This window comes from Sinomonas mesophila, from assembly GCF_001999765.1.
Lineage (GTDB): Bacteria > Actinomycetota > Actinomycetes > Actinomycetales > Micrococcaceae > Sinomonas > Sinomonas mesophila.
On sequence record NZ_MTIC01000003.1, the window covers coordinates 207,272 to 217,754 of the forward strand.

Genomic DNA, 10,483 nt, shown 5'->3' on the forward strand with positions numbered 1-10,483 from the left:
ATGGCCGTGCGCATCGGCACTCGCGGCAGCGCCCTCGCGCTGACGCAGACGCAGCAGACGGCGGACGCGCTCGCCGCCGTCGGCGGCTTCGCGACGGAACTCGTGCGGATCAAGACCGAGGGCGACGTCAGGACCGGATCCCTCGCGTCGCTCGGCGGGACCGGTGTGTTCGTGACGGCCCTGCGGGAGGCACTCCTTGCCGACCGCTGCGACGTGGCGGTGCACTCGCTCAAGGACCTCCCGACGGCGGGCGAGCCCGGCCTCACGATCGGGGCCATCCCGCCGCGCGCCGACGCCCGGGACGTGCTGTGCGCGCGCGACGGGCTCAAACTCGCCGACCTGCCGTCGGGTGCCCGCGTCGGCACGGGGTCGCCGCGCCGCGCCGCCCAGCTGCGCGCGGCGCGCCCGGACCTCGAGGTCCTCGACATCCGCGGGAACGTCGACACGCGCCTCGGCCGCGTCCCCGGCCTGCCCGGGAACGCGCCGGACGCGCCCGGCGACCTCGACGCCGTCGTCCTCGCCGCCGCGGGCCTGACCCGGCTCGGCCGCACGGACGTCGTGACCGAGTACTTCGAGCCCGACGTCATGCTCCCCGCACCCGGGCAGGGAGCCCTCGCCGTCGAGTGCCGGACCGAGGACGCGCCGGTGCGCGAGCCCGGCGCCACCGCCCCCGCCTCGGGCGAGGGCGTCCTCGCCCAGGCGCTCGCCGCGATCGACGACGCCGACACGCGCCTGGCCGTGACGGCAGAGCGCGCGCTCCTCGCGCGGCTCGAGGCCGGCTGCGCCGCGCCCGTCGGGGCGCTCGCGCGGCGCAAGGGCTCGATGCTGCACCTCGACGCGGTCGTGTGCTCCGTCGACGGCACCCGCTCGCTGCGGCTGACAAAGGCCACGGACGGGCTCACGGAGGTGGGGGCGACCCTGCTCGGGATCGAGCTCGCGGAGGACCTCCTCGCCGAGGGCGCCGCGGACCTCGCGGACCTGGGCGCCTGATGCCCGCTGCAGCCGCGCCCGGCGGCGGGTACCTCTCCGGTCGTCGGGTGCTGCTCACGCGCAGCCCCGACCGGGCCGGGGCCATGGCCGTCGCCCTCGCTGAGGCGGGGGCCGAGCCTCTGCTCCTGCCGCTCATCGACTTCGAGCGGACACCCGACCAGGCGTCGCTTGCCCAAGCCCTCTCCCGCCTCGCCGGCGGCGGCTACGACTGGCTCGTCGTCTCGAGCATCACGACCGTCCGCGCGCTCAAGGAGCTCGCGGCCGCCCAGGGCATGCACCTGGCCTCGCTCGTGCCCGAGGGCGTCCGCGTCGCGACGATCGGGCCCAGCTCGCGCCGCGTCCTCGAGGCCGAGGGGATCCGCGTGGACCTCGCCCCCGGGGGGAAGCAGTCCGCCGAGGGCCTCGTCGAGCTCTGGGGGGCCGGCCCGGCGGACGACGCCGTCGGGACCGGGAGCGGGGGAGCGGCACCGCGCGTGCTCCTGCCGCAGAGCGACCTCGCCGCTCCCACCCTGGCCGATGGCCTGCGCGCCCACGGCTGCGCCGTCGAGACCGTCGTCGCGTACCGCACCGTCGACTATCCGGCCGCCGAGGCCCTGCGCCTGACGGCGGAGCTCGCCGCGGGCGAGCCTGCCGGGCAGGCCGCGCCCGCCGTCGTGCTCGGCCCGGACGAGGCGAACGGCGAGCTCGCCGCGGGACGGCTCGACGCCGTCGTCGCCGCCTCGCCGAGCGCGGCCCAGCGCATCCACGCCGTCCTGCGCCCCCTCGGCGCGACCGCGCTCATCGCGATCGGCGAGCCGACCGCCGCCGAGCTGCGCGCGCTCGGGCTCACCGCCGCAGCCACCGCCTCGACGCCGACCCCGCGGGGCATCGTCGACGCCGTGGCACGCGCCCTCGATTCGACTCGTTCCGACTCGCCCGCACCCTGAGGACACCCCCTATGAGCTTCCCCCGCCACCGTCCCCGCCGGCTCCGCCAGACCCCCGTGATGCGGCGGCTCGTCGCCGAGACCCGGCTTCACCCGGCCGAACTCATCCTGCCCGCGTTCATCCGGGAGGGCCTCGCCGACCCCGCGCCGCTGCAGTCCATGCCCGGCGTCGTGCAGCACACGACCGACACGCTCAAGCGGGCCGCGGCCGAGGCGGCGGAGCTCGGCCTCGGCGGCATCATGCTCTTCGGCGTGCCCGAGGAGCGCGACGCCGAGGGCTCGGCCTCGCTCGACCCGGACGGCGTGCTCAACGCCGCGATCCGGGCCGTGCGCGACGAGGTCGGGGACTCGCTCGTCGTCATGAGCGACGTGTGCCTCGACGAGTTCACCGACCACGGGCACTGCGGCGTGCTCGACGCCCAGGGCCGGGTGGACAACGACGCGACGCTCGAGGTCTACGGCCAGATGGCCGTCGCGCAGGCCGAGGCAGGCGCGCACGTGCTCGGGCCAAGCGGCATGATGGACGGCCAGGTCGCCGTCATCCGCGACGCGCTGGATGCCGCGGGGCACCAAGACGTCGCCGTGCTGGCGTATGCCGCGAAGTACGCCTCCGCGTTCTACGGGCCCTTCCGCGAGGCCGTCGACTCGCAGCTGACCGGCGACCGCCGGACCTACCAGATGGACCCCGCCAACCGGCGCGAGGCGATCCTCGAGGTCGAGCTGGACCTCGAGGAGGGTGCGGACATGGTCATGGTCAAGCCGGCCATGAGCTACCTCGACATCCTCGCTGACGTCGCCGCGATGAGCCCCGTGCCCGTGGCCGCCTACCAGATTTCGGGGGAGTACGCGATGATCGAGGCCGCCGCAGCCAATGGCTGGATCGACCGGAAGGCCTCGATCCTCGAGTCCGTGCTCGGCATCCGCCGCGCCGGGGCCAACTCGGTGCTGACCTATTGGGCGCCCGAGATCGCCCGCTGGCTCCACGAGGCCTGAACCCTTCGCAACGCCGCATCACAACACGCTGTCATGGTGCAGTCATCACGGCGTGTTTCGATGCGGCGTTGGGGAGGGAATGATCCGGGCCGGCCGCGGGTTTGAATGCATATGCATCGAGAAGCCGGCGCCGCGTCCGCGCCCCCCGTCCTGCTCGGCCTCAACACCTTCGGCGACGTCGGCCTCGACGCCCGCGGCGAGCCCAAACCGCATGCCCAGGTGATCCGCGACCTCGTGGACGAGGCGGTCCTCGCCGACCAGGTCGGCCTGCACGCGTTCGGCGTGGGCGAGCACCATCGCAAGGACTTCGCCGTCTCGGCCCCCGAGGTCGTCCTCGCCGCGATCGCGTCGCGGACCGAGGGCATCAGGCTTGCCTCCGCCGTCACCGTCCTCTCCTCGGACGACCCCGTCCGCGTCTTCCAGCGCTTCTCGACCCTCGACGCCGTCTCCGCCGGCCGTGCCGAGGTCATCCTGGGCCGTGGCTCGTTCATCGAGTCCTTCCCGCTCTTCGGCCTCGACCTTGACGACTACGAGCTCCTCTTCGAGGACAAGCTCGAGCTCTTCGACCGCGTCCGCTCGCAGAAGCCCGTGCACTGGGAGGGCCGCACGCGCGGCCCGATCCACGGGCTCACGGCCTACCCGCATCTTGAGGACGGGCTCCTCGACACGTGGATCGGCGTGGGCGGCACGCCGCAGTCGGTCGTCCGGGCCGCGAACTACGGCTATCCGGTCGCCTTCGCGATCATCGGCGGCGAGCCGGCGCGCTTCGCGCCGTTCGTCGAGCTCTACAAGCGCTCCCTCGAGAAGTCCGGCAAGCCCTACACGATGCTCGCGACCCACTCGCCCGGCCACATCGCCGAGACCGATGAGCAGGCCCGCGAGGAGCTCTTCCCGCACTGGCTCGCGATGCGCAACCGCATCGGCGCCGAGCGCGGCTGGGGACCCGGCAGCCGCACGGAGTTCAACGCCCAGGCCTCGCGCACGGGCGCGCTGTACGTCGGCTCGCCCGAGACGGTCGCGCGCAAGATCGCGGACACGCACCGCGCCCTCGGCACCGAGCGCTTCGACCTCAAGTACTCCAGCGGCACGCTCCCGCACGACGCCATGATGAAGAGCATCGAGCTCTTCGGCACGAGGGTCGCCCCGCTCGTGGCGGACATGCTCGCCTGAGGCGAGTGCCCGCCGTCGTCCGTGTTCCCGTGCCGGGCGCACCTCGCGCCGGATGGAAGAATGGGGGCATGACCACCTCCGAGGACCTCTTCGCCCGTGCCCGCTCGCTCATGCCGGGAGGGGTGAACTCGCCCGTGCGCGCCTTCGGCTCGGTGGGCGGCACGCCCCGCTTCCTCGTCTCCGCCAAGGGCGCGTACGTCACGGACGCCGACGGCCGCGATTACGTGGACCTCGTGTGCTCGTGGGGCCCGGCGCTCCTGGGGCACGCCGTCCCCGAGGTCCTCGACGCCGTCCACGCCGCGGTGGACCGGGGCCTGTCCTTCGGCGCGTCGACCCCGGACGAGGCGGCCCTGGCCGAGCTCGTGATCGGGCGCGTCCCCGCCGTCGAGCGCCTTCGCATGGTGTCCACGGGCACCGAGGCGACGATGACGGCGATCCGCCTCGCTCGCGGGTTCACCGGCCGCGACCTCGTCGTGAAGTTCGCGGGCTGCTACCACGGGCACGTCGACGGGCTCCTCGCCTCCGCCGGCTCGGGCGTCGCGACCCTCGCCCTGCCCGGCTCCGCGGGCGTCACCGCCGCGACGGCCGCCGAGACGCTCGTCCTGCCCTACAACGACCTCGGCGCCGTCGAGAAGGCGTTCGCCGAGCACGGGTCCCGCATCGCGGCCGTCATCACCGAGGCGGCGCCAGCCAACATGGGCGTCGTGACCCCGGGCGAGGGCTTCAACGAGGGGCTCCGCCGCATTACCGCGGAGCACGGCGCGCTGTTCATCATGGACGAGGTCCTCACGGGCTTCCGCACGGGCCCTGCCGGCTACTGGGGCCTCACGGGCCAGCGCGAGGGCTGGGCGCCGGACCTGTTCACGTTCGGGAAGGTCATCGGCGGCGGGATGCCCGTCGCGGCGCTCGGCGGCCGCGCCGAGGTAATGGACCACCTCGCCCCGCTCGGCCCCGTGTACCAGGCCGGGACGCTCTCGGGGAACCCCGTGGCCATGGCCGCGGGCGTCGCGACGCTCACGCTCGCGACCGACGACGTGTACGCGCACATCGACGCGCGCTCGCTCGAGCTCTCCGGCGCCCTCGCCGCCGCTCTCGACGCCGAGGGCGTCGACCACACCATCCAGCGCGCGGGGAACCTGTTCTCAGTCGCCTTCGGCACCTCGGCGCGCGGCGTGAACGACTACGCCGACGCCCAGGCCCAGGAGGCGTTCCGCTACGGGCCGTTCTTCCACTCGATGCTCGAGAGCGGCGTGTACCTGCCGCCGAGCGTCTTCGAGGCCTGGTTCCTCTCCGCCGCGCACGACGACGCCGCGATCGGCCGCATCGTCGACGCCCTGCCGGCGGCGGCCAAGGCCGCGGCGTCGGCCCTCCCGGGGGCCTGAGCGGCGCCTGCCGTGCGGACGGGTGACCCCTCATCGTTGAGAGGTGACCCCGCATCGTTGAGAGGTGACCCCGCATCGGGAATCGTTGCGGGGTCACCTTCCTGCGATGCGGGGTCACCTTCCTGCGATGCGGGGTCACTTTCCTATGCGGTGAGCCCTCCGAGGAGCCCCGCCGCCTGCTCCGCGAGCAGGACGGCCCCGATCCCGATCATGATCACGCCGCTCGCGAGCGTGACGACGCGCGCCGCGCGCGGCCGTGCCCGGAGGATGCGCCGCGCGGCGACGGCCACGAGGCTGTAGACCACCACCGTGAGCAGGATGTGCGTGGCCCCCATCGCGGCCGTCTGGGCTGCGACCGGGACCTCCGACCCCTGGACGATGAACTGCGGCATGACCGCCACGAAGAGCAGGAGCGCCTTGGGATTGATCCCGCTCGTCGCGACGCCGCGCAGGTAGTCGCGCACGGCCCCGCCCTGACGCCCGACGGCGCTGCTCAGCGCCCCGCCAGACGGCAGGGCCGCGTCCTCGCGTGCGGCGGCGCCTGCGAACCCGGCGGCCCGCCAGCCGCGCGCCGTCGTGCACCCGAGCCAGAGGAGGTAGAGCGCCCCGGCGAGCGAGAGCCACGCGACGACGTCGGGCCGGCCCGCGAGCATGACACCGAGCCCGGCTGCGACGAGCGCCGTATGGAGGATATAGCCCGAGCAGAGCCCCGCCACCGATGGCACAGTGGACCCCGGCCGCAGCCCCGCGGCGATCGTGTAGGCCCAGTCGGCGCCGGGCGTGAGGGTGAGGGCGAGGGCGACGGCGGCGAAGCCCAGCAGTGCCGAGAGTTCCATGGCGCAAGACTAGGGATTTCGTCGAGAAATGTGCTCGCCGCTTCTGGCCCACGGGGAGCACCTTCGGGATAGTTTCTTATCGTGATCGACCGAATCGACAGAAGTATTTTGCGCGCCCTCCAGTCGGATGGGCGGATGACGGCGACGGCCCTCGCCGCCGAGGTGGGCCTCACGGTCGCCCCGTGCCATCGCCGGCTCAAGGACCTCGAGTCGAGCGGAGTCATCCGCGGCTACCGCGCGGAGGTGGACCCGGCCCAAGTCGGCCTCGGCTTCGGGGCGATGGTCTTCACGACCCTCCGCGAGACGTCTCAGGAGACGATCCGGGCCTTCGAGGACGCGGTCGTGGCCCAGCCGCAGATCGTCGAGGCCTACCGGCTGTTCGGCGACCCCGACTACCTCCTGCGCTGCGTCGCCGCCGACCTGCCCGCGTACCAGCGCCTCTACGACGAGCACCTTGCGGCGCTGCCCGGGGTCGCCAAGCTCACCTCGACCATCGTCATGCGCGACCTCAAGGGCAGCGGCGGGCTCCCGGTCTAGCGGCGGTGCGGAGACGACGACGGCGGGGTCCCCACCCGGGTGGGGACCCCGCCGTCGTGCGTCCGGGGATCCTAGAGCACGTCGCTGAGGAAGCGCTGCAGCCGGTCGGTCTGCGGCGCGTCGAAGATCTGCCCCGGCGGGCCGGACTCGACCACGACGCCGGCGTCCATGAACGTGACGGTGTCCGAGACGTTCCTGGAGAAGCCCATCTCGTGGGTCACGACGACCATCGTCATGCCGCCCTGGGCCAAGTCCGTCATGAGGGCCAGGACGCCCTTGACGAGCTCGGGGTCGAGCGCCGAGGTCGCCTCGTCGAAGAACATGACCTCGGGCTTCATGGCCAGCGCCCGGGCGATCGCGACGCGCTGCTGCTGCCCGCCCGAGAGGGTCGAGGGGCGCACGTCGGCCTTGTGCCTGAGCCCGACGAGGTCGAGCTGCTCCAGGGCCTCCGCGCGCGCCTGGTCCTTCGGGAGCTTGCGCAGCTTGCGGAGGGCAAAGGCGATATTCTCGCCGACACTCTTGTGCGGGAAGAGGTTGAACTGCTGGAAGACCATCCCGATCCGGCGGCGGAGGATGTCCGGGTTCTCCTTGAGGACGGACGTGCCGTCGAGGAGGATGTCGCCGGCGTCGGGCTCGATGAGCCGGTTCATGACGCGCAGGAGCGTCGACTTGCCGGAACCCGAGGGGCCGATGACCGATGCCGTAGTGCCAGCGGGGACGTTCAGGTCGATGCCGCGCAGGACGCGGTTGCTGCCGAAGGCGAGGTGGATCCCCTTCGCTTCGAGTGATCCCGAGGAGAACTGGCTCATCCGTGGGCTCCCTTCCCGACGACGGCCGCGGCCTCGTCCGGTTCGATCTTCTCGGCCCGGTCCTGGGCGCGGCCGGTGCGCAGGCGAGCGTCGATCCAGTTCACGAGGTGCGTGAGCGGGATGGTCAGCGCGAGGTAGAAGATGGCGGCCGCGACGTAGGGGGAGAGGTTGCCCGTGTTGGCCGCCGTGTCCTGCCCGATCTGGAACAGCTCGCGCTCACGGGAGGTGACGCCGATCGTGAACACGAGCGATGAGTCCTTGATGAGCGCAATGAACTGGTTCATGAGCGCGGGCAGGACGCGCCGGACGCCCTGCGGCACGACGACCATGCGCATGGAGGGGCCGTAGCCGAAGCCGAGCGCGCGTGCGGCCTCGAGCTGGCCCTTGTCGACACTCTGGATGCCGGAACGGAAGATCTCGCCGATGTAGGCGGACGAGATGAGCGAGAGCGCGGCCACGCCCATGGGGTAGGGGCTCGTGATGCCAGTGAACTCGCGCAGGACAGGGCCGAACCCCAGGCTGATCGCGAGGATGGTGAGGATCGCCGGGAGCCCACGGAAGATGTCCGTGTACCCCCGGGCGATCCACCGCGCCACTGGATTCCTCGAGATGCCCATGAGGGCGAGCAGCATGCCGAGCATCGTGCCGATGATCCCGGAGGAGATCGCGAGCACCAGCGTGTTCGGCAGGCCGACGGCGAACATGCTCGGGAGGACGTCGCCGATGATCTTCCAGTCGAAGAACGTCTCGCCGAGGTTGGTCAGGTAATCCATGTGGCGCCTTCCGTTGGGCTACTTGGCCTCGGCGACGCTGACGGCCTTGCTGCCCGGCTTCCACCCCTCGGGTGTCTGCTCCTTGAGGGTCGGGCGGTCCGGGTACCACTGCGCCGTGAGCTGGGCCCACGTGCCGTCGGCGATCACGGCGTCGAGGGCGGAGTTGAGCGCGTCCGTGAGGGGCAGGTTCTCCTTGGCGACGGCCCACGCCGTGAAGTTCTGCGTGTTGACCTTCTTCTGCGCGATGGTCGTGCCATCGCCGGCCTTGACCTGGCCCTCGGCCTGCTGCGACGGGGCGACCCAGACGTCGACCTGGCCGCTCTTCACGTTGGCGTAGACGGTGTTGTAGTCCGGGAAGCGGACCGGCTCGAGCTTCAGCGTGTTCGTGACGAAGTCGTCCTGGACCGTGCCCTGGACCACGCCGATGCGGACGCCGTCCGTGAGGTCGTCGAAGGACTTCACCTTCGCGTCCTCCTTGGTCACGATGGCCATGTAGCCGAAGTCGTAGCCGTTCGTGAAGGCGACCGTCTCGCGGCGGGCGTCGGTGGTCGAGATCGACGAGGAGCCCATGTCGAACTGCTTGGTCTTGACCTGGGCCAGGAGGCCCTGGAACTTCGTGGACACGAACTCGACCTTGAGCCCCAGCTTGGCCGCCATGGCTTTGAGGAGCTCATTGTCGTAGCCGGTGAAGTTGCCGCTGTTGTCGATGAAGATGTTCGGCGGCGCGTCGGAGAGCGTGCCGACCTTAATGGTGCCGGGCGTGAGAAGGCCGAGCTTGGACGTGTCGACCTCGCCGATGGGCGTGACGCCCTCGGTCGTGTACTTGTCCAGCGTCTGCTGGTCGCTGCCCTTGAGGGCGTCCGTCGGGGTCGAGGAGGGCGCGCCAGCGCCGCCGCATGCGGCCAGCGAGATCGCCAGGACGGCGGCCGCCGGGACGGTGCTGAGCCACTTGAGGGCCTTGAGCTTCATCGAGGTCTCTTTCCTTACGTTCCGCGCGCGGGTCTCGCGCTCGTCGTGCGGGGTGTGGGCGCACGACAGCGCGTCACACTCTGCACACGGGGGATGAACTCCATTATGGTGGGGCGGGCAGTCGAGGGCCTTCCTGCGAACGGATTCCGCCACACGTGGGGTTTCATCGAAGGATCTTCGATTTTTGGGGGCATGCCACCCCGCATGAACCGTCCGCCGCGGAACCGGTCGAAGGCTCTGTGCAGATTCCTTCGGCGTGCGGCGCCATGTCGAGCTGTGAGTTCCATCTCAGATTCGCGAGCCGCCGTCAGATTCGTGACCCGCAGTAGGGGCAGCGCAGCATCGTCCCGCCCGTGCCCCTCCCCTCAGAACCCGCCGCGGCTCGCTTCCTGCGGCGCGAGAACGGGCCAGTCGCCCTCGACGACGGCTGCGGGCTTGGTCTTTCGCAGGTAGGCCTGGAAGTCCGCGGCCTGCGCGGACGACCAGTCCACCTGGCTGCGGTGCAGGTGCGCGGCCGGCTTGTGCAGTTCGGGGAAGCTCGAGGCCATCGCATCGAGCAGCTGCGCCGCGGCGAGCGCGTCCGCGGCCGAGCTGTGGGCTTCGGTGAGGATCACGCCGTACTGCTCGCACAGGGCGCCGAGGGTCCGCTTGCCGCGCCGGTACTTCTCGACCTGCTTGTTGATCACGTACGGGTCCAGCACCGGGAACCTCGTGAGCTGAGGGAGCCCATGACGCGCGCATTCTGCCGCCATGACCGTGAAGTCATAGGCGGCGTTGAACGCCACGACGGGCGTCCCGGCGTCGAACAGGCCCTGGAGCGTCGCCGCGACCTCGGCCACGACCTCGCGCGCCGGCCGGCCCTCGGTCCTGGCCTTCTCGGTCGTGATGCCGTGCACCTCTGCAGCCTCGGCCGGGATCTCGACGCCGGGATCGGCCAGCCACTCGTGCTCGGAGTCCACCGTCCCGTCCGCGCCGAGCACGACGATGCTCGCCGTCACGATCCGCGCCGCGCGGGAGTTGCGTCCGGTGGTCTCGAGGTCGAAGGCCGCCCGGGCCTGCGTGTGCCAGCTCATGGCCTTCACGCTATCGGGGCGGACCG

11 protein-coding genes are annotated in these 10,483 nt (G+C 71.8%); 6 read left to right on the forward strand and 5 right to left on the reverse strand.

The features are described 5' to 3' along the window. The 5 genes from hemC to hemL all read left to right on the forward strand — a co-directional run bounded on the left by hemC (window position 1) and on the right by hemL (window position 5,460). Window positions 1-990: a hydroxymethylbilane synthase gene (hemC, locus tag BV907_RS12340; RefSeq protein WP_077490017.1), complete on the forward strand. Its 990-nt coding sequence runs from the start codon at window positions 1-3 to the stop codon at window positions 988-990. Next, complete coding sequence (locus BV907_RS12345; protein WP_077490018.1) at window positions 990-1,916, forward strand: uroporphyrinogen-III synthase; 927 nt, start codon at window positions 990-992, stop codon at window positions 1,914-1,916. The genes hemC and BV907_RS12345 overlap by 1 nt, the downstream gene beginning before the upstream one ends. A gap of 11 nt (window positions 1,917-1,927) precedes the next feature. Beyond that, window positions 1,928-2,908: a porphobilinogen synthase gene (hemB, locus tag BV907_RS12350; RefSeq protein ID WP_077490019.1), complete on the forward strand. Its 981-nt coding sequence runs from the start codon at window positions 1,928-1,930 to the stop codon at window positions 2,906-2,908. A gap of 111 nt (window positions 2,909-3,019) precedes the next feature. Next, window positions 3,020-4,078 (forward strand): LLM class flavin-dependent oxidoreductase, encoded by a 1,059-nt coding sequence (locus BV907_RS12355; RefSeq protein WP_077490020.1) that lies wholly within the window; start codon window positions 3,020-3,022, stop codon window positions 4,076-4,078. Between the two features lie 68 nt (window positions 4,079-4,146). Beyond that, on the forward strand, window positions 4,147-5,460 hold the full coding sequence (gene hemL, locus BV907_RS12360) for a glutamate-1-semialdehyde 2,1-aminomutase (RefSeq protein ID WP_077490021.1): 1,314 nt from the start codon (window positions 4,147-4,149) through the stop codon (window positions 5,458-5,460). A 143-nt stretch (window positions 5,461-5,603) separates the two neighbouring features. Here hemL and BV907_RS12365 read toward each other — a convergent pair whose 3' ends face one another. After that, window positions 5,604-6,296 (reverse strand): LysE family translocator, encoded by a 693-nt coding sequence (locus tag BV907_RS12365; RefSeq protein WP_077490022.1) that lies wholly within the window; start codon window positions 6,294-6,296, stop codon window positions 5,604-5,606. An 81-nt stretch (window positions 6,297-6,377) separates the two neighbouring features. On the opposite strand from BV907_RS12365, the gene BV907_RS12370 reads away from it, so the two are divergent. Next, window positions 6,378-6,833, forward strand: a complete 456-nt coding sequence (locus tag BV907_RS12370) for an Lrp/AsnC family transcriptional regulator (protein ID WP_077490023.1) — start codon at window positions 6,378-6,380, stop codon at window positions 6,831-6,833. A 71-nt stretch (window positions 6,834-6,904) separates the two neighbouring features. On the opposite strand, the gene BV907_RS12375 is transcribed toward BV907_RS12370, so the two are convergent. From BV907_RS12375 to BV907_RS12390, 4 genes are all read right to left on the reverse strand, one after another. Further along, complete coding sequence (locus tag BV907_RS12375) at window positions 6,905-7,642, reverse strand: amino acid ABC transporter ATP-binding protein (RefSeq protein ID WP_077490024.1); 738 nt, start codon at window positions 7,640-7,642, stop codon at window positions 6,905-6,907. Further along, a complete protein-coding gene (locus BV907_RS19130; protein WP_077490025.1) occupies window positions 7,639-8,415 on the reverse strand; it encodes an amino acid ABC transporter permease in 777 nt (258 codons plus the stop codon). The genes BV907_RS12375 and BV907_RS19130 overlap by 4 nt, the downstream gene beginning before the upstream one ends. An 18-nt stretch (window positions 8,416-8,433) precedes the next feature. Next, a complete protein-coding gene (locus BV907_RS19135) occupies window positions 8,434-9,384 on the reverse strand; it encodes an ABC transporter substrate-binding protein (protein WP_077490026.1) in 951 nt (316 codons plus the stop codon). Between the two features lie 365 nt (window positions 9,385-9,749). After that, window positions 9,750-10,457, reverse strand: coding sequence for a 3'-5' exonuclease (locus BV907_RS12390; RefSeq protein WP_077490027.1), 708 nt, complete (start codon window positions 10,455-10,457; stop codon window positions 9,750-9,752). Window positions 10,458-10,483 lie beyond the last annotated feature (26 nt).

What these genes read in the sequence shown, in the direction of transcription:
- hemC (WP_077490017.1), top strand. Translation starts at nt 1, where the DNA reads ATGGCCGTGCGCATCGGCACTCGCGGCAGCGCCCTCGCGCTGACGCAG.
- BV907_RS12345 (WP_077490018.1), top strand. Translation starts at nt 990, where the DNA reads ATGCCCGCTGCAGCCGCGCCCGGCGGCGGGTACCTCTCCGGTCGTCGG.
- hemB (WP_077490019.1), top strand. Translation starts at nt 1,928, where the DNA reads ATGAGCTTCCCCCGCCACCGTCCCCGCCGGCTCCGCCAGACCCCCGTG.
- BV907_RS12355 (WP_077490020.1), top strand. Translation starts at nt 3,020, where the DNA reads ATGCATCGAGAAGCCGGCGCCGCGTCCGCGCCCCCCGTCCTGCTCGGC.
- hemL (WP_077490021.1), top strand. Translation starts at nt 4,147, where the DNA reads ATGACCACCTCCGAGGACCTCTTCGCCCGTGCCCGCTCGCTCATGCCG.
- BV907_RS12365 (WP_077490022.1), bottom strand. Translation starts at nt 6,296, where the DNA reads ATGGAACTCTCGGCACTGCTGGGCTTCGCCGCCGTCGCCCTCGCCCTC.
- BV907_RS12375 (WP_077490024.1), bottom strand. Translation starts at nt 7,642, where the DNA reads ATGAGCCAGTTCTCCTCGGGATCACTCGAAGCGAAGGGGATCCACCTC.
- BV907_RS19130 (WP_077490025.1), bottom strand. Translation starts at nt 8,415, where the DNA reads ATGGATTACCTGACCAACCTCGGCGAGACGTTCTTCGACTGGAAGATC.
- BV907_RS19135 (WP_077490026.1), bottom strand. Translation starts at nt 9,384, where the DNA reads ATGAAGCTCAAGGCCCTCAAGTGGCTCAGCACCGTCCCGGCGGCCGCC.
- BV907_RS12390 (WP_077490027.1), bottom strand. Translation starts at nt 10,457, where the DNA reads ATGAGCTGGCACACGCAGGCCCGGGCGGCCTTCGACCTCGAGACCACC.